The sequence below is a fragment of the Kribbella sp. NBC_00382 genome, from assembly GCF_036067295.1.
Taxonomy (GTDB): Bacteria; Actinomycetota; Actinomycetes; order Propionibacteriales; family Kribbellaceae; genus Kribbella.
Genome location: NZ_CP107954.1, coordinates 4,692,538 through 4,710,276, shown reverse-complemented (window position 1 = coordinate 4,710,276; position 17,739 = coordinate 4,692,538). Strand labels below are relative to the sequence as shown.

The 17,739-nt window shown below is 67.5% G+C and carries 20 protein-coding genes; 8 read left to right on the top strand and 12 right to left on the bottom strand.

Annotated elements, in window-relative coordinates; translation table 11 throughout:
- Positions 1-10: 10 nt before the first annotated feature.
- Genes OHA70_RS22755 through OHA70_RS22745 form a run of 3 tightly spaced genes read left to right on the top strand, consistent with a single transcriptional unit; the run spans position 11 to position 2,801 of the window.
- The gene (locus OHA70_RS22755; protein WP_328320822.1) at positions 11-1,021 is read left to right on the top strand and encodes a 1-aminocyclopropane-1-carboxylate deaminase; all 1,011 of its coding nucleotides are present in this window, start codon (positions 11-13) and stop codon (positions 1,019-1,021) included.
- Positions 1,021-1,803, top strand: a complete 783-nt coding sequence (locus OHA70_RS22750; RefSeq protein WP_328320820.1) for an alpha/beta fold hydrolase — start codon at positions 1,021-1,023, stop codon at positions 1,801-1,803. Before OHA70_RS22755 ends, OHA70_RS22750 begins: the two co-directional genes overlap by 1 nt.
- Positions 1,800-2,801 (top strand): sigma-70 family RNA polymerase sigma factor, encoded by a 1,002-nt coding sequence (locus OHA70_RS22745; RefSeq protein ID WP_328320818.1) that lies wholly within the window; start codon positions 1,800-1,802, stop codon positions 2,799-2,801. The genes OHA70_RS22750 and OHA70_RS22745 overlap by 4 nt, the downstream gene beginning before the upstream one ends.
- 36 nt (positions 2,802-2,837) lie before the next feature.
- On the opposite strand, the gene OHA70_RS22740 is transcribed toward OHA70_RS22745, so the two are convergent.
- Entirely contained in the window at positions 2,838-3,677 is an 840-nt protein-coding gene (locus OHA70_RS22740) for an ABC transporter permease (protein WP_328320816.1), read from the bottom strand.
- Entirely contained in the window at positions 3,677-4,555 is an 879-nt protein-coding gene (locus OHA70_RS22735) for an ABC transporter ATP-binding protein (RefSeq protein ID WP_328320814.1), read from the bottom strand. The genes OHA70_RS22740 and OHA70_RS22735 overlap by 1 nt, the downstream gene beginning before the upstream one ends.
- Before the next feature lie 129 nt (positions 4,556-4,684).
- Here OHA70_RS22735 and OHA70_RS22730 point away from each other — a divergent pair, with 129 nt between their 5' ends.
- Positions 4,685-5,626, top strand: a complete 942-nt coding sequence (locus OHA70_RS22730) for a GbsR/MarR family transcriptional regulator (RefSeq protein WP_328320812.1) — start codon at positions 4,685-4,687, stop codon at positions 5,624-5,626.
- Positions 5,627-5,663: 37 nt separating this feature from the next.
- On the opposite strand, the gene OHA70_RS22725 is transcribed toward OHA70_RS22730, so the two are convergent.
- The 3 genes from OHA70_RS22725 to OHA70_RS22715 form a co-directional block, all read right to left on the bottom strand.
- A complete protein-coding gene (locus OHA70_RS22725; protein ID WP_328320810.1) occupies positions 5,664-6,788 on the bottom strand; it encodes an NAD(P)/FAD-dependent oxidoreductase in 1,125 nt (374 codons plus the stop codon).
- Between the two features lie 151 nt (positions 6,789-6,939).
- Complete coding sequence (locus tag OHA70_RS22720; RefSeq protein ID WP_328320808.1) at positions 6,940-7,761, bottom strand: hypothetical protein; 822 nt, start codon at positions 7,759-7,761, stop codon at positions 6,940-6,942.
- A 189-nt stretch (positions 7,762-7,950) separates the two neighbouring features.
- Positions 7,951-8,814, bottom strand: coding sequence for an SAM-dependent methyltransferase (locus OHA70_RS22715; RefSeq protein WP_328320806.1), 864 nt, complete (start codon positions 8,812-8,814; stop codon positions 7,951-7,953).
- Between the two features lie 332 nt (positions 8,815-9,146).
- On the opposite strand from OHA70_RS22715, the gene OHA70_RS22710 reads away from it, so the two are divergent.
- Positions 9,147-9,380, top strand: coding sequence for a DUF397 domain-containing protein (locus tag OHA70_RS22710; protein ID WP_328320804.1), 234 nt, complete (start codon positions 9,147-9,149; stop codon positions 9,378-9,380).
- A 254-nt stretch (positions 9,381-9,634) separates the two neighbouring features.
- Here the strand turns inward: OHA70_RS22710 and OHA70_RS22705 are convergent, their stop codons facing one another.
- Together OHA70_RS22705 and OHA70_RS22700 are read right to left on the bottom strand one after the other, a co-directional pair.
- Positions 9,635-9,820, bottom strand: coding sequence for a hypothetical protein (locus OHA70_RS22705; protein WP_112249279.1), 186 nt, complete (start codon positions 9,818-9,820; stop codon positions 9,635-9,637).
- A gap of 26 nt (positions 9,821-9,846) precedes the next feature.
- On the bottom strand, positions 9,847-10,038 hold the full coding sequence (locus OHA70_RS22700; RefSeq protein ID WP_328320798.1) for a hypothetical protein: 192 nt from the start codon (positions 10,036-10,038) through the stop codon (positions 9,847-9,849).
- Between the two features lie 576 nt (positions 10,039-10,614).
- On the opposite strand from OHA70_RS22700, the gene OHA70_RS22695 reads away from it, so the two are divergent.
- Positions 10,615-11,484, top strand: coding sequence for a helix-turn-helix domain-containing protein (locus OHA70_RS22695; RefSeq protein ID WP_328335188.1), 870 nt, complete (start codon positions 10,615-10,617; stop codon positions 11,482-11,484).
- Between the two features lie 404 nt (positions 11,485-11,888).
- Here OHA70_RS22695 and OHA70_RS22690 read toward each other — a convergent pair whose 3' ends face one another.
- Positions 11,889-12,515, bottom strand: a complete 627-nt coding sequence (locus tag OHA70_RS22690; RefSeq protein WP_328320796.1) for a DUF2461 domain-containing protein — start codon at positions 12,513-12,515, stop codon at positions 11,889-11,891.
- 52 nt (positions 12,516-12,567) lie between these two features.
- Here OHA70_RS22690 and OHA70_RS22685 point away from each other — a divergent pair, with 52 nt between their 5' ends.
- On the top strand, positions 12,568-13,554 hold the full coding sequence (locus OHA70_RS22685) for an NAD-dependent epimerase/dehydratase family protein (protein WP_328320794.1): 987 nt from the start codon (positions 12,568-12,570) through the stop codon (positions 13,552-13,554).
- 147 nt (positions 13,555-13,701) lie between these two features.
- Here the strand turns inward: OHA70_RS22685 and OHA70_RS22680 are convergent, their stop codons facing one another.
- Positions 13,702-14,574, bottom strand: a complete 873-nt coding sequence (locus tag OHA70_RS22680; RefSeq protein WP_328320792.1) for a LysR family transcriptional regulator — start codon at positions 14,572-14,574, stop codon at positions 13,702-13,704.
- A 134-nt stretch (positions 14,575-14,708) separates the two neighbouring features.
- Here OHA70_RS22680 and OHA70_RS22675 point away from each other — a divergent pair, with 134 nt between their 5' ends.
- Positions 14,709-15,659: a quinone oxidoreductase family protein gene (locus OHA70_RS22675; RefSeq protein ID WP_328320790.1), complete on the top strand. Its 951-nt coding sequence runs from the start codon at positions 14,709-14,711 to the stop codon at positions 15,657-15,659.
- A 62-nt stretch (positions 15,660-15,721) separates the two neighbouring features.
- Here the strand turns inward: OHA70_RS22675 and OHA70_RS22670 are convergent, their stop codons facing one another.
- From OHA70_RS22670 to OHA70_RS22660, 3 genes are all read right to left on the bottom strand, one after another.
- Positions 15,722-16,864 carry an epoxide hydrolase family protein gene (locus OHA70_RS22670; RefSeq protein WP_328320788.1) on the bottom strand — a complete coding sequence of 381 codons (1,143 nt, stop codon included), beginning with the start codon at positions 16,862-16,864 and terminating at the stop codon, positions 15,722-15,724.
- Positions 16,865-16,955: 91 nt separating this feature from the next.
- On the bottom strand, positions 16,956-17,171 hold the full coding sequence (locus OHA70_RS22665) for a hypothetical protein (RefSeq protein ID WP_328320786.1): 216 nt from the start codon (positions 17,169-17,171) through the stop codon (positions 16,956-16,958).
- A 157-nt stretch (positions 17,172-17,328) separates the two neighbouring features.
- Entirely contained in the window at positions 17,329-17,625 is a 297-nt protein-coding gene (locus OHA70_RS22660; protein ID WP_328320784.1) for a hypothetical protein, read from the bottom strand.
- Between the last annotated feature and the right edge of the window lie 114 nt (positions 17,626-17,739).

Here is a 17,739-nt window from a genome sequence, read left to right as displayed (position 1 = left end):
GGAGCAATCTATGAGCCTGAGCGACTTCCCCCGCCACTCCCTCACCTTCGGACCCAGCCCGGTGCATCCGCTCAAGCGCCTCACGGAACACCTCGGTGGAGCGCAGATCTGGGCCAAGCGCGAAGACTGCAACTCCGGCCTGGCATTCGGCGGCAACAAGACCCGCAAACTCGAGTACCTCGTGCCCGACGCGCTCGCCCAAGGCGCGACCCACCTCGTCACCATCGGCGGCATCCAGTCCAACCACACCCGCCAGGTCGCAGCCGTCGCCGCTTCACTCGGGCTCAAAGCGCGACTGGTCCAGGAGAGCTGGGTCGACTGGCCCGACGCGGTCAACGACCGGGTCGGCAACATCCTGCTCTCCCGCGTGATGGGCGCCGACATCGAACTCGTCGAGGCAGGCTTCGGCATCGGCTTCAAGGAGAGCTGGGAGAACGCACTCGAGCAGATCCGTTCCGGCGGCGGTGTCCCGTACGCGATCCCCGCCGGCGCCTCGGATCACCCGCTCGGCGGCCTCGGCTTCGCGAACTGGGCGGACGAAGTACGGGCTCAAGAAGAAGCGCTGGGCGTCTTCTTCGACACCATCGTCGTCTGCTCGGTCACCGGCTCGACCCACGCCGGCATGATCGCGGGCTTCGCCGGCCAGGACCGCCCGCGCCGGGTGCTCGGCATCGACGCCTCCGCCAAGATCGACGAGACCCGCGCCCAGGTGGAGAAGATCGCCCGTCACACCGCGGCCAAGATCGGCCTCGCCCGCGAGCTCCGCGACGACGAGATCACCGTCCTCGAAGGCTGGGCCGGCGAGTACTACGGAATCCCCGTCCAATCCACCCTCGACGCCATCCGCCTCACCGGCTCGCTCGAAGGCGTCATCCTCGACCCCGTCTACGAAGGCAAATCCATGGCCGCCCTGATCGACCTGGTCCGTACCGCCGAAATCCCCCGTACCTCCACCGTCCTCTACGCCCACCTAGGCGGCCAATCAGCCCTGAACGCCTACTCCGCCCTCTTCAAGAACTGATGGGCCACCTGGCCACTGCCGCCGACGGAACCCGGATCGCCTACCAACTCCAAGGCGACGGCCCGCAATTGCTCCTCTTGGCCGGCCAGGCGAACAGCCATCACTGGTGGGATCCGGTCAGAGCAGATTTCGAGCGCCAAACGATCACCCTCGATTGGCGCGGTACCGGCGACAGCGACCGCCCGGACGTCGTCTACAGCACCGAGGGTTTCGCCGACGACGTGATCGCAGTACTGGACGATGCAGGGATCGAGTCGATCGACGTCTACGGCACCTCGATGGGCGGGCGGGTCGCCCAATGGCTCGCGATCCGCTATCCGGAGCGAGTGCGATCACTCGTCCTCGGCTGCACGTCCCCCGGCAAGAAGCACGGCTACGAGCGCAGCCAGGACATCCGCCAAGCCCTCGCCCGAGCAGACCAGGCCGGACGCGACCGCATCCTGCTCGACCTGATGTACACCCCAACCTGGCTGGCCAACCACCCCGGCCCGTACTACGTATTGGGCGACTCCACCATGCCGACGTACGCCCGAGGTCGTCACCTCGTCGCCAGCAACAACCACGACGCCTGGGACGAACTCCCCGCGATCAAGTCCCCCACCCTGATCCTCCACGGCGCCGACGACCTCTTCAGCCCAGCCGCGAACGCCGACCTCCTCGCCAGCCGCATCCCCGACGCCCGCGCCCACGTCATCCCCCATGCCCGCCATGCCTACTTCCACGAGTTCCAATCCGTCGCGAGCCAACTGGTCCTCGACTTCCTGGCAGACTCATCGGTGTGAGCGAAACCTCCCTCGACCCGACAGCCGATCTCGCCAAGGCGCAGCAGGGCGACGACGCGGCGTTCACGCGGCTGGTCGGGCCGTTGCGGCGGGAGCTGCATGCGCATTGCTACCGGATGCTCGGTTCGTCCCACGATGCCGACGACGCTCTGCAGGACGCGTTGCTCCGGGCGTGGAAGGCGATCGCCCGCTTCGAAGGCCGCAGTACGCTCCGATCTTGGCTGTACACCGTTGCCACCCGCACCTGTCTCGACCTGGTCGAGAGCCGCGGCCGCCGTGCGCTCCCGATGGACCTCAGCCCGTCGAGCGACCGCGCAGTACTCGAAGACCCACCGCGAACCGAGATCGCCTGGCTCGGTCCGTACCCCAGCGACACCCCCGCAGCGAGCTACGAACAGCGCGAAGCAGTCGAGCTCGCCTTCGTCGCCGCTCTCCAGCACCTCCCCGGCAACCAGCGCGCCGCACTGCTGCTCTTCGAGGTACTAGGGTTCAGCGCCGCCGAGATCGCCACCATGATGGACACCTCGACCGCCTCGGTGAACAGCGCCCTCCAACGCGCCCGCCGTCTCGTCGCCGACAAGGTCCCCGAGCAAAGCCAGCAACAGACGATCCATGCCCTCGGCAACGAACGCGTCCAGCAACTGGTCGCGAGCTACTCGACAGCCCTCGAGCAAGGCGATGCCGACGCCCTCGTCGCGCTGCTCACCGAAGACGTCACCTGGTCGATGCCGCCGCTCGGCCACTGGTACTCGGGGCGAGCCGCCGTGATGGATTTCGCCACCGAGGTCCCACTGACGCGCTGCCCGAGCTGGCACAACCTCGCGACCACCGCCAACGGCCAGCCCGCGATCGCCGGCTACCTCGGCATGACGCCCGACAGCGAGCACACCGCCTGGTCGATCACCGTCCTGACCTTGCGCGACGACAAGATCGCCGCCGTGACCTCGTTCATCGGCCCCGAACACTTCGAACTCCTCGGACTGCCGCTAACCCACTGAGTACTCCGCAAGCGCCTTGGCGCCGGGCAACCGAGCTCATCCGATCCGCTGCAACGCCTTCTCCCGACGACCGGCCACGCTCGACCCCGACTCCCGCCGCGCCATCCGACGCAGTACGACGGGAGCCACCAGCAACCCAACAACCGCCCACACGCCGAGCACCCCCACCGTCTCCAAATGCCGCCAAGACTCGCCGACCTCCACCGCGACCGCATCCCCCGGCAGCAACGCCGACCGCATCCCCAGCCCGAGCCAGTAGATCGGCGTCAACTGCGCCACGAACTCCAACCACCCCGGCAACGCCGTCACCGGGTAAAAGATCCCCGAGATCCCGATCAGCGCCAGCACCGGCAACTGGATCAACCCCTGCGACCGCGCACTCGTGAACACCGACCCCAGTACGGCCCCGATCGGCAAGGTCGCCAGCAACCCGAGCAGCAGCACCCACAGCAGGGTCCACGGCCGATTCACCGCAAGTCCATCGATGATCAACAGCCCCGGGATCAGCAGGATCGCCAGGTCGACGATCAGCCCACCCGCCACCGAGACGACCTTGCTCACCAAGTACCCGAGCATGCCGTTGGGCGTCGCCTTCGCCCGCAGCAGCGTGCCGTCCTCGCGATCGGCGGTGAGCTGCTGGCTCATGCTGATCATGCCCATCGCCGCGTTCATCCCAAGCATGCTCGGCAACGCCAACGCGCCCAGCCCGAAACCGGTCGTTCCAAAAGACTTGTCGCGCAGGAAGTACAGGGCGATCAGCAGGAGCACCGGCCAGAGGAAGTGGCTGACCAGCTCGCCCGGGTTCGTGAAGGACTGCCGCAGCTCGATCACGCCCCGCCGCCAGCCGGTCCGGATCGCCATCGTCCGCGGGCTCATCACGCCACCTCGTTCTGTCGTACCAGGGTCAGGTACGTGTCCTCGAGCGTCGCCCGCCGGACCTCCAGCTCCGTCAGCGCCTCGCCGTACTGGCTGAACAGCCCGCGTACGAACGCCGTCGACTCACCAACCGACTCGGTGAAGCGCTGCCCGTCGACAGTCCACCGAACCTCGTCCTGCCCCGCGATCAGCCGGGTCAACTCGGCTTCGGTGCCAGCGGCAACGATCCGCCCGCCGGCCAGTATCAGGATGCGATCGGCCAGCTTGCCGGCCTCGTCGAGATCGTGGGTCGTCAGCAGCACCGTCGTCCCCTCCTCCGCCGCCAGCCGAGCCACCAACTCATGGAACTCATGCCGCGCCACCGGATCGAACCCAGCCGTCGGCTCGTCGAGGAACAGCACCTCCGGCCGCCCGACGATCCCGATCGCAACATCGAGCCGGCGCCGCTGCCCACCCGACAACGTCTTGATCTTTTGCCCCGCATGCTCGGTGAGCCCGACCGCTTCGATCAGCTCATCGGCGTCCCACGGCCGTTGCACCGCGGCGGTCGAGTACGGCGCGTAGTACTCGCCAAGATGCTTGAGCAACTCCCGCACCCGCCACTTGCCGTGGTCCCGCCACGATTGCAGTACTACGCCCAGCCGCGCCCGCCACCGCTCGTCGCCCTCGGCCGGATCCACTCCGAGGACCGAGACCCGCCCGGCCGACCGCAGCCGGAAACCCTCCAGGATCTCGATCGTCGTCGTCTTGCCCGCCCCGTTCGGACCGAGCAACGCCAGTACTTCACCCCGCCGCGCCCGCAGCGTCACGTCATGCAGCACGTCGGTGGCGCCGTACCGCATCCGCAGCCCGTCCACCTCGAGAACAACCTCAGTCATACCCCGGAAGCTACGTTGCGTTTCTACTGTCGGCAACGATCCTCTGGCTGCGAACTCTCTTTTATTTGGGAACCCTGGGCTATTGTTGCAATGACTTTGACCGCGAACGCAAACCCAGGGAGACCGCCGATGCCGGGAGGACGGCTGACCCAGCAGGACCGCCGGCTGATCGCCACCCGGTTAATTGAGGGCCATGGGTACGCCGAGATCGCGCGCGAGCTCGACCGCCCCACCTCGACGATCAGCCGCGAGGTCACCCGCAACGGCGGCCGCACCGGCTACCGCGCCGAACACGCCCACCTCGCCACAAGCTCCCGAGCCCGCCGCCGCAAGCACCCTGCACCTGAGACGGAAGCTCCCACCAAGGACGCCTACGGTCGCGACCGCGCCGCCGTCCGCGAGTACGCCGAACTATTCGCCGAGACCATGGTCGAGACCGGCCTGCCCCGGATGGCGTCGCGCGTCCTCGCCCACCTCTACACCGCTGACGCCCCCAGCCTCACCGCCGCCGACCTGGTCCGCGAGCTCAAGGTCAGCCCCGCCTCCATCTCCAAGGCGATCACCTACCTGGAGGGCCTCGAACTGGCGCGCCGCGAACCAGATCCGGCCGGCCGCCACGAGCGCTATCTGATCGCCGAGGACATCTGGATCCAGGCCTGGCGGACCAGCGCCCGCGCCAACGCCAACTGGGCCGGCACCGCCCGCAAAGGCGCCGAACTCCTAGACCCGTCAACTCCCGCAGGCGAACGCCTCGAACGAATGAGCCAGTTCTTCCAGCACCTCAGCGACGACATGTCAGGCCTCGGCCCCGACCCCGAGGCCGCCGAAGACACCGCCACCATCCTGGCCGCCCTGATCCACGCCGCCCGCCCCCTAACCGCCCCCCAACTAGCCGCCGCCCTCACCTGGCCACTCGCCCGAGTCACGACCGCCCTCACCACCGCCCAGACCTACGACACCGACCCCCTGGCCCTGACCACAGTCGCCCCCGACACCTACACCGTGACCGTCACCCGCCTAACCGACACCCAACGCCACGCCCTGACCAGCGCCGGCTCAGCCGCGCCCTGACCAACGTCGGCTCAGCCGCGCCCAGCGCCGCGGCGACTCATCGCGCCAGGTGTCCGACGATCCGGCGGAGCGCGGCGGATCGTAGTACGCCATCGGCGAGGCCGATCTCGACGAGGTTGTCGAACACAACCTGATCCGCCGCCGACGCTCTGATTCCCGCGTCGAGCACCCGCCCCGACCGAGTCAGCCGGGCAGCGAATGCCGTATCCCGCAGGTGTCTCCCCAGCAACGCTCCCACCGACCGCCGGTACTCCGTGCCTGCATCGCCCGAGCCCCGCCGCAGCGCACCGACCGCAGCCCGCCCCGCCAGCATCCCGGTGGCGATCGCGTAGTAGATCCCCTCACCCGTCATCGGGTTGATCAGCCCAGCCGCGTCACCCACCAGCATCACCCGCCCTGTCTCCGGCCGCCACCTCCACGAGGCCAGCGGCAGATGATGCCCGCGCCAGTCCACAGCCCCATCAGTTGCTCCAGGCAACAACACTTCGAGCTCACGGAGCAGCCCGGCGCGAGTGGGCCGCTCCCGCCCAGCCCTGAGCTGCTCGCCGTACCCAACATTCGACCAGCCGTCCCCACGATCGAACGACCACGCATACGACGGCTGCCGCGCCGTCCCGAACACGATCACCTGCTGCTCAGCCCTCCCCGAAGGCGTCGGCGCATATCCCCGCAACGCCAACGCCACCGGCCCGCCCGCGATCCCCAACGCCCCTCGGACGAGCGAGTACGCCCCATCCGCACCCACCACCATCCGTGCGTCGACGTCATCAACGCGCACCGACGACCGCTGCACCTCAACCCGAGTCACGCGCTGCTTCCGCAGTACCGCCCCCGCGTCCACCGCCGCCAAAACCAGCCGCGCGTCGAACACAGCCCGCGGAACCACGTATGCCGGCCGCGCCATCATCCGATCAACCCCAAGCGATCCACGCCGCAGCGAGAGCCGGCGAATCGGCGTCCGGTCGTCGACCACCCCCGTAACCCCAACCTCCGCCAACAGATCAAAAACCTGCGGAGCAATCCCATCCCCACACGCCTTGTCCCGCGGAAACTCCTGCCGATCAAGCAACAACACCGACAACCCAGGCTCAACCGCCAACGCCCCCAACGCAGCCGCAGCCCCCGCCGGCCCAGCCCCGACTATCACCAGATCCCAGGTCACCCTCGCAGGCTACGTCTACTCCACCCGCCCGCCGTACGGCCCGGCCAACGACGGCACCCTCAGCGCCCGCCATGACCGGGCGGCGGGCGCGACGGTTAGCTCGGTCAGCGCATGCTACGGAGGCCGAGACGCTGGGGCGACCGGCGCTGGCTCAGCGGTCGCCGCGGCGGCCGGGGCGTTGGGGGCGGCGGGTGGGGGGTACTGCGGGGATGCGGCGGGAGCGCGAGCCGCGGCGGTCGGCGTGGCCGGTGCCTTCGGTCCACGGGGTGACCGGGCGGGCCTCGTCGAGGTCGATGACCTTCGGGAGCGGTGGCAGGAACGACGGCGGCGTGAGCGCGGAGACCGGCTCGACGCGACGGCCGGATTCACCGGCCTCCTCCAGCAGCTCGCCTTCCCCATCGCCTGATCCGTCCAGCAGCAGATCGCCCTGGTCGTCCGACTCGGCCCGTACCGGCTTCGCGCGAGCAGCCGCCTCTTTACTCACCATCGGCTTCGACCGCAGAATCGCCGCGGGCGCTGGCGCCACGGACTTCTTCTTCGGCAGCCTCGTCTTGAGGTCGATGCCCAGCACACCGATCAGTCCACCGACCACCACCACCATCACCGCGACGGCGAACACCGTACAAGCGGCGAACAGCACCGACTGTCCGCCCGACTTCCAATCCGACGGGTTGGTCCGCCGCATCGCCGCGATCAGCGCCAGCACGACGGCGTTGGTGATGCCGACGGCAACGGTCGCCGCGATCGTCCAGACCAGCACGCGACGTTCCAGCTCGACGTCGTCAGCGGCAGCGACCAGTCCGGCGATCAGCCCGGCCAGTACCGGAACGGTGTAGACCATGGCCAGCCCGAGCCCAGGGTTCGCGGCCAGGTAGAAGACGTCGAAGACGAGCGCCGTACCAGCCAGCGCGGCCGCGAAGCAGATCACCATCGGCGGGTAGAACCGCACGATGGCCACCGCGTCGGCGGGCACCGTCCTGATCATCCGGAACGCAGAAACGTCAGTACTCCGTTGCTCGAGGCTGTCTCACTGCTCATTGTGCCGGTACCCGACGCCCACAGTCACAATCGACAAGGGCGAGTTGGCAACGAAGTACCCCAGGGAAAGCAGAAGGCGCGCACCCCCTGTGGGATGCGCGCCTCCGAGGCCGATGGGCTGGGGTCAGCCCTTCTTGGCGATTCCGGCCATCAGGATCCGCTGGTACGGCTGCAGGTCCTCGACGTCCGGCACGTCGCCGTCCGGGTCCTCCGGGAACCAGCGGGCCAGGAAGTCCAGGCCCGGCGGGATCAGCGGCAGACCGAGGAAGTGCTCGGTGATCCGCTCCGGGGTCCGGATCCAGCCGTTGCCCAGGCTCTCCAGACCGGCCTGCTCGATCGCCTTCTGCAGCGGCTCACCGGTGTCGACGAAGTCGGTGATGAACAGGTAGCTGCCCGGGGCCAGCGTGTCCATGATCGTGCGGACCCACTCGTCCGGCAGCTCGTCGTCGTGGAAGTGCATGTGGATGCCGACGATCATCAGCGCGATCGGGCGGTCCCAGTCCAGGTGCGCCTTGATCTCCTCGTTGTCGAGGATCTCCTTCGGCTGCCGCAGGTCGGCGGTGACGACGATGGTGCTGTCGTTGGTCGCCAGCAGCGCGCGCCCGTGGGCGAGCACGATCGGGTCCTTGTCGACGTACGCGACCTTGGCCTCGGAGTTGATCTCCTGCGCCGCCTGGTGCGTGTTCTTCTGCGTCGGCAGGCCGGAGCCGATGTCCAGGAACTGGTCGATCCCCGCCTGGCGCACCAGGTACTGCACACCCTTGACCAGCGCGTCCCGGTTGTCGATCGCGCAACGGCCGGCATCCGGAACGTACTTCAGGTAGGTCGCCGCACCCTCGCGGTCGGCTGCGAAGTTGTCCTTGCCACCGAGCAACGCGTCGTAGACGCGCGCGATGGTCGGTTGGGAAGTGTCGAACTCCGGAGCGGGATCCGGGCTGTCGGGAGCCATCGGCGCAGCCTTCGTGTCGTAGGGAATCGTTGCCGCCATCGTAGTGCATTTGCATACCAGCGGCAGCCTGGTTCGGCCCTTCCTGGAGTGTTCAGGAGCCGATTTAACGAAGCCTGCACACCCGCCTGATTTCTCAACGGGACGAGTCCCCGCGGGGTTACGCCGAACGCCCGGCAGATCGTCGTGCGAACACCCGACAAGGGCCTGCGACGACCCTCAAATCGGTCACGGATAGCGATATCACAGGCCCCGCCGACAGGCTCTCGAACACGGCGTGTAGTGGACCGGACACACGGCCCTCCAACGTGTACGATGCAAATGCAAGCCCAAATGCACGTGCATATGCCAAAGACGTACGGAAGGTGCAGCTGATGACTGCTCTCTACAACGGCATGCCCGCCGACGCGATCGACGAGCTGATCTGGCGAAAGAGTCAGCGGAGTGGCCCGAACGGCAACTGCGTAGAGGTGGCGAAGCTTCCTGGCGGCGGTGTGGCGATGCGGAACTCGCGTCACACGGACGGACCGGCGCTGGTCTTCACCAAGGCCGAGATCGAAGCCTTTCTCGGCGGCGTTCACGATGGCGAGTTCGACGATCTCGCCTGATCAATCCACAGAGCAAGGGGCCCCTTCACCAGGCGAGTGGTGCGGGGGCCCCTTTCTGTTACGGGCACCTGCATAGCCGGTTGCGGCGGTCGCACGATTCGGTTGCGACATGCCGAGGCGTGGCATCACGGCGTACCGGATGATCGGTGCCCGCCGAGGCTCTTCGTAAGAGAACAGCAAAGGCCGGCCCTCCGCTAGGAGGCCGGCCTTTTGCTTTACTGCGTAGTACTGCTACCGCCTTGTACTACTTGCTTTTACTGCACAGTGAGCGGCCAGAGCTGCTCGCTGGGGAGCTCGGAGGCACCAGCCGTCGCCGCGCCGTCCACGGTGATCCGCAGACCGGTGAACTTCGGCGTCATCACTCGCTGGTAACGCGAGGCCCGGTCGGGCTCCGCGACGTATTCGGCGATCAGGTGGTCGCCCAACCAGATCCGCACCATTTTCCGTCCTCCCGCTCGTTCGGTGGTCATCCCAGGCTCACGATCGGATCGCCGTCCAGCAGGCGCTCACCTCGGAGCCAGCCTTCGAAGGCCCAGCGCTGCTGCTCGGGGCAGCGCGCCACCAGTTCCTGGATCTCCCGCTCGGTCAGCTCGCCGGGCGCTCGCTCGCCGGCAGGGCGGGCAGCGAAACCGATGGCTTCGGTGTCGTCGTCATTCATCGACTCGGGGTCCCCAACCAGTCATGCCGGCGTACCGCCCGACGGATCTGTAGAACCGGAGTGCTGGATCACGCGATGTCACTTTTTGCGAGATACAGCTCACCTTCTGTGCATGAAGCAATCATGGCGGTCGCACGAAACGAATGCAAGCGCCCGATGCACGTGCATCCGCACGTTTTCGACTTGTGACCAACTGAAGGCTCAGCCGAGGCCTCCGAGGGGCCGATTTGAGCCTCGAAAGGTCCGAACAAGCTGACCGGGAAGCGATTACCGGTACTTCGGACCGTCGGCGTGCAGCTGGTCGCTTGCTGATCGACCATCACGCACTGTGAGGGGCTGTGGAATCGATGCCGCTTCGAACCGGCCGGAGCGACCTGCTCGCCGGTCCAGTCACCGGTGATCGCAGGTCCGATCGGCGGTCTGATCGGCGAGCTGGTGGCCGAGCTGTGGACGAGCTGGTGGACAGCACCCACGACTCTATGTAAGAACTTCGACAGATCACGGTCCGGCCGTGAGATGATTCGTCGGGGTGGGCAGGCCGCCGTTTGGGATCAAGTTGGGGCGTCGGAGGTGAGTGTGACGGAGTCGGGCGCGCCAGGCGGGCCGACCGCGCTGCGGATCATCCTCGGCGCACACCTGCGGAGAATGCGTGAGGCGGCTGGGATCACCCGGTCCGATGCCGGCTGGGAGATCCGCTCGTCGGAGTCCAAGGTCAGCTGGATGGAGCTGGGCCGGGTCGGCTTCAAGGAGCGCGACGTCCGCGACCTGCTGTCTCTGTACGGCATCGACGACCCCGAAGAGCGCGAGCGGCTGCTTGCTCTTGCCCGCGACGCGAACAACCCCGGCTGGTGGCACCGCTTCGGCGACGTACTGCCCAGCTGGTTCCACTCTTATCTCGGGCTCGAGTCCGCCGCGCAGCTGATCCGTACCTATGAGCTGCAGTTCGTCCCGGGTCTGCTGCAGACCCCGGAGTACGTCCGCGCAGTCGTCCAGCTCGGCCGCGGGCTGATCCCGGCCGAGGAGGTCGAGCGCCGCGTCTCCCTGCGGGTCAACCGCCAGGAGGTCCTGCAGCGGGCAAACCCGGTCCGCCTCTGGGCCGTGGTCGACGAGTCGGTACTACGCCGCCCGATCGGCGGCCTGAAGGCGATGCGCATCCAACTGGAGTCCCTGATCGAGGCATCCCACATGCCCAACGTGACTCTGCAGGTCATGCCCTTCGACTCCGGCGGCCACGCAGCCACCGGCGGCGCGTACAGCATCCTGCGTTTTCCCGAGCAGGACCTACCGGACATCGTCTACATCGAGCACCTCACCAGCGCCCTCTACCTGGACAAGCTCGAAGACCTCGACCAGTACACGGCCACCATGGAAGCCCTCTGCGTAGCCGCACCCCCACCCAGCAAAACCCGCGACAAACTAGCCCAAATCCTCCACGACTACACCTGAACCGCTCCACCAGAACCGGTTCTCCAGGAGGTACACCCGCGGTCGCCTAGCCACCGCCGGAGTCGGCGCATCAACCAGCGGTGCTTCCATCCGCCCACCAGGTAATAGATGGGCAGCCGAAGAACACGTCGTACTGGATGGACGTCACCCCGAAGGGTGGCACCCGACAAGTGATCTCGCCCGTCAGGCGCTCCTTCTACTGACCACCAGCCCCGCCCGTGCTAGCTGACGTCCAGGGCCGACTGCCCGTTAGCCGGCAGGTGCGTGGCCCACTCCTGGGCCAGAGCCAGGGGCCAGTGACTTGCAGATCTCTTGCCGGTGCTCGACTCAGTATCTGGCAGGGGTGCTGGCCGCCTGGCCGGTGGTGGTCATGCTCGTGGCCGGCCTGTGCTGGAATTCACCGGTTAGGCGTTGGTGTTGATCCAGTCGAGGAACGGGGCTGTGGTGCGCCAGTCGGTGCGGATCTGGTCGGCTAGGGCTGGGGTGTGGATGATGGGCTCGAAGCCGTAGGACTTGCCCAGCGTCATCGACTTGTGGCGGAGTAGCTCGATGCGAGGGTGGTCGGCGGTGTAGCCGCGAGGAGTCGTCTTGAGTTTGTCGCCGCCGAGGGTCCAGCCGGATGCTTGCAGCTTGGCGAGCAGCTTCTCGAGCTCCTTGCCACGACGGTCCTCGTCGATCGCCGTACGCACCCGCGCGAGCCGATCGGCCGACGCCTCGTAGAACCCGGCACCGACCCGGACACCAGGTGCCGCCACCTGAACGTAGTACCCGGTGGACGGACCGAGCGCGACGAAAGCGCCCTGGGCGGTCTTGTACGGCGTCTTGTCCTTGGCGAAGCGAACGTCACGGTACGGCCGGAAGATCTTGGCCGCTCCGAACTCCTCCTCCAGCGCAGCCAGCAGCGCGACCATCGGCGCCCGGACGGACTCCTCGTAGACGTGCTTGTTCGCCGTCCAGAACGTCTTGCTGTTGTCCATCTCGAGATCGTCGTAGAAGTCCAGCGCCGCCGCCGGGAAACCGGTGAAACTCATCCCGCCACCATAGTTCGCGCCCCACCCGGCGCCGCCGCCTAGGGTGGACGGTATGCGAATCGCGGTCATCGGAGGTACCGGGCACATCGGCAGCTACCTGGTCCCGGAGTTGGTGCAACTGGGGCATCAGGTCGTCGTGCTCAGCCGCGGCGAGCGTACGCCGTACCGGGCAAGCTCGGCCTGGAATCGGGTCGAGCGCGTTCAGGTCGATCGGGATGCGGAGGACGCCGCCGGGACCTTCGGGGAGCGGGTTCGCGCGCTCGGTGCTGACGTGGTGATCGATCTGATCTGCTTCACCGAGGAGAGTGCCCGGCAGTTGGGTGAGGCGCTGCGGGGTCAGGTGCGGCATCTGTTGCACTGCGGGACCATCTGGGTGCACGGCCCGAGTGCGCTCGTACCGACGCCGGAAGAGGCGGTGACGGTCCCGTTCGGCGAGTACGGGATCGCCAAGGCCGCGATCGAGCGTTACCTGCTCGGCGGCGACGGACTGCTCGGCACCGACGGGTTGCCCGCGACCGTGATCCGGCCTGGGCACATCACCGGGCCGGGGTGGGCGCCGATCAATCCGGCCGGGCACCTCGACCTCGGCGTCTTCGAGACTCTTGCTAACGGCAACGAACTGGTACTTCCGAACCTCGGCCTGGAGACGGTGCAGCACGTGCACGCGGCCGACGTCGCCGGCGTCTTCCTCGCCGCGCTGGCCAATCGGTCGGTCGCGATCGGCGAGAGCTTCCATGCCGTCGCCGCCGGCGCGATGACGCTGCGCGGGTACGCCGAGGGGGTGGCTCGCTGGTTCGGCCAGGAGCCACGGCTGTCCTTCCTGCCATGGGAAGAGTGGCGCAAGACGGTCTCGGACCGCGATGCCGCCATCACCCTCGACCACATCACCCACAGCCCGCATTGCTCGATGGAGAAGGCCAACAGACTCCTCGGCTTCCGCCCCTCGTACTCCGCTCTCGCCGCAACCCTCGACGCCCTCACCTGGCTCATCGACAACGGCAAGCTCACGGTCGACACCGTCCCGCTCGACAGGAGGTAGTCGACCGATCCGCCGACCACCACGCTCACGGCGGCCGCGGTCGGCCGCGGGATGACCACTACCTCCTGTCGAGCGGTACAGCTCCCCCGGCGCAGTTGGCCAGCTTCGCCGCCGACGCTGCAGTCAGTCAGTCAGTCAGTCAGTCAGTCAGTTGGTTGGGCGGGTGGCTCGAAGCTCGGCGACCAGTTCGCGGAGGGCTGTGCTGCGGGATAGGGCTGGGGTGGTGAGGTAGCCGATCGTCCGGCGAGGGGTGGTTGGGCCTAGGTCCTCGAGTGCGACGTCGGCGGCACGGTCGGCGGCAGTGGTCCGAGGGACGACGGCCATGCCGAGGCCGTGGGCGACCATCGAGAGCAGGACGGTATCGTCGGCAACGTTGATGGTGGCTGGAGGCAACCAATCCTGGGTGCGGAACCACTGCCGCGTCTCGGTCGAGCAGTTCTCGGTCCAGTCGATCAGTGGGAGAGATCGGGGGTCCGAGCAACGAGCCGGGTGGATCAGTACATACGGCTCGTCGAGTAGTTCGCCGCCGACCAGGCCGGCCGATGCGGGGAGCCGGTGCGGGAGGTTCACGATCGCTAGGTCGGCGCGGCCCTCGACCACCTCGGTCGCCGTACCACCGCCGACATCCCGCACGATCGATACGTCGTACGAGAGTTGCGGATGCCGAGCCGTCAACCGGGTCAGCGCCGGTGGGAGCAGTTGCGCGGCCGCGCTGCGGAAGGCGGCGATCCGCAAGCGGGTGTCGAGCGAACCACCAGAGGCCGCGAGCGCGTCAGCGCGGAGTACGTCCATCAAGCGGAGCACGCCACGGCCATGCAGGATCGCGCGTTCGCCGGCCGGTGTCGGGCGAGCGCCGTGCCGGCCGCGGTCGAAGAGGACGGTACCGATCTTGCGTTCGGTCATCCGCACCGAATGCGAGACAGCCGACTGAGTCAGCCCCAATGTCGACGCCGCGGCCGAGAAGCTGCCACCCCGTTCGACAGCGTCGAGAATGCGCAGTTCGGCGGCGGTGAGGTCCACGAAACCAGCGTAGCCGCTTCCATGAGCAGCTCTCATGGAAGCGGGTCATTGCAACAACGTGCAACTCTGCAAGGCGCCCGGATTCCGGCCCTACGGTGGAACCTCCATCGAGCCGAGAGAACGGATACCATTCCATGCGCGCCATCCAGGTCAGCCGGTACGGCGGGCCCGAGGTCCTCGAACCCGTCGACGTCCCCGCACCGGTCCCGGGCGAGGGCGGGCTTCTGGTCGAGGTCGACGCCGCCGGAGTGAACTACGCCGACACCCACCGCACCGACGGCTCGTACACCACCGTCACCCCACTCCCTTTCATCCCCGGCTCCGAGGTCGTCGGCCGCACCGACGACGGTCGCCGGGTCCTCGCCCCGACCTTCGACGGCGGCGGGTACGCCGAACTCGCGGTGGTACCGGCGGCCGACGCAGTGGACGTCCCCGGCCCGGTCGGCGACGCCGAGGCACTCGCGCTGCTCGTCCAAGGACTCACCGCCTGGCATCTGCTGCGCAACAGCGCTCGCCTCGCACGCGGTGAATCTGTTGTGGTAAACGCTGCCGCTGGCGGAGTCGGTACGTTGGCCATCCAGCTCGCCAGGCTGTTCGGCGCCGGCCGGGTAGTCGCGGTGGCGTCGACGGAGGACAAACGCAAGCTCGCGCTCTCCCTCGGCGCGGACGTCGCGATCGGCAGCGAACCGGACGGGTACGCCGCCAGGGTCGTTGCTGCGAACAACAATCGGCCGGTGGACGTGGTGCTGGAGGCAACCGGTGGCGCGACCTTCAACGCCGCCCTCGGCGCGCTCGCCGGATTCGGGCGGCTCGTCACCTACGGCAACGCCGCCCGCGAAGGTCGCCGCCCCCTGCTCGACCCGGGGTTGCTCGCCAACCACAACCTCACCGTCGCCGGCTTCTGGCTCCGCCCCGCCCTCGAACTCCCCGGCACGTACCGCGAGCCCCTCACCGAACTCTTCAACCTAGTTGCCACCGGCAAGCTCCAGCCGGTCGTCACGGAGTACCCGTTGCTGGAGGCCCGCAGAGCCCACGAGGACCTCCTCTCCCGCCGCACCACAGGCAAGCTCGTGCTACGGCCGTAGCTTCGACCCCCAGTCGGTCGGCTCCTGCGACATCGTGAGCAGCAGCCCGCCGCCGATGATCCTCAGAGGCTGGCGAAGAACGCGCGGATGTCGGTGACCAGCAGATCAGGTTCTTCCAGCGCGGGGAAATGACCGCCACGCGGGTATTCGGTCCAGCGGACGATGTTGTTGGTCCGCTCGGCGATATGCCGCAGCGGGATGAAGTTGTCCTGCGGGAAGTCCGCGAGCGCGGTCGGCGCGGTGGACGGCTCAAGCGGCTGCCCCCAGTGCTTGCGTTCGTAGTAGATCCGCCCAGCCGACCCTGCTGTCCGGGTGAACCAGTAGAGCGACACGTTGGTGAGCAAGTGATCCCGGTCGATCCCGCCGTCCCCCGACCACTCCTCGAACTTCTCCGCGATCCACGCCAACTGCCCGACCGGCGAGTCGGTCAACGCATAAGCAAGTGTCTGCGGCCGGGTCGTCTGCAGATCCGCATACCCCTGCGACTCCTCCAACCACCCCTCGAACCGTCGCCACGACGCCACCGTCCGCTCCCGCTCCTCAGGCGACAACGGAGCCAACTCATCGTCCGTCGGCTCAGAGGTCGCCCCCGCCCCCGGAATCAGGTTCAGATGTACGCCGATCACGCGCTCCGGATAGAGCCGTCCGATCTCCCGCGAGATCGCCGCACCCCAATCCCCACCCTGTACTCCGTACCGCTCATACCCCAGCCGCGCCATCAACTCCGCAAACGCCCGCGCCACCCGAACCTGCTCCCACCCCGTCTCCCGAGTAGGCCCCGACAACGTGAACCCAGGAATACTCGGCATCACCAAATGAAACGCCGGCCGCGCCTCCCCGCCGTACCGCCGAGGATCAGTCAACGGCCCCGCGATCTCCTGGAACTCAACGATCGACCCAGGCCACCCATGCGTAATCAGCAATGGCACCGCATCCGGCTCCGGCGACCGCAGATGAGCAAAATGCACCCGAGCCCCATCGATCGTGGTCGTGAACTGCTCCCACTCATTGATCCGAGCCTCAGCCGCCCGCCAGTCGTACTCATCCCGCCAGTACTCCGCAAGCTCCCGCAAGTACCCGACCGGTACCCCGTAATCCCACCCCACCCCCGGCAACTCCTCCGGCCACCGAGTCACCCCAAGCCGCGCCCGCAGCTCATCAACCTCACCCTGCGGAATCTCCACCCGAAACGATTCGATGCTCATAGCAACACCCTCCCCCACCACCCACCCCCACGCACGCGGATTTCCTACCCACACATGCGGGTTTCCTTCCCACGCGCGACTCGGCGACGGCCTAGGTGAGCTCGGACGGTGGCGTTGAGTCAGTGATCGCCGGGCTGGCCGCAGGCAGTTCCTGCGGGTGGGACGAGGCTGGAACGGCGGCTTTCGGCCGGGGTGTGGCGACGCGCTCGCCCATCACCCGGACGGCGATGAAGACTCCGATGCTGACGACCGCGAGGGTCGAGATCAGGACCGCGAACAGGACCGGCATGCTCATCTGATCGAACATGAACTCAGCTCCTTCAGGTTGCCCACGACGCTACGCGCGATCCAGCCTGAGCAGGCTTACACGGTACTAACGTCGGCTGTGGCAGACCCGGGCCCGGAGATTCCTCAAGCGAATGGCACAGGAAGATCGGCCGGCTACACCTACCCCGATGGGTATCTCAGGCGGTGACGCGGTCTCGGACTACCTTGACGGTTAGGGCGGCGGCTAGGCAGAGGCCGCCGGCTACCAGGATCAGGGTTACCAGGGTGGCTGCGTTGTTCAGGCGGCCGTCGCAGGCCATGGGAGTGATGCCGGCGGCCGGCTGGAAGACGGAGCCGCAGTTGGTTCCGGTGGCGGAGACCGCGCGGAAGCCCAGGGCTACGCCGGCCAGTAGCAGGATCATGCCGGCGGCGATCAGGATCTTGTTGATCAGCGTCATCCCGGCACCGCTGCCGACGCCAGTTCTGACGGGCATGCCGACGGCACGACCCGACTGCCCCGTTGCACTTCGTTCACTCCTGACTTCGACCGACACCTCTCTGAACTTACGGTCCCGCGGCGTGCGAACCACGCCTGGAAAGCCGTCAGC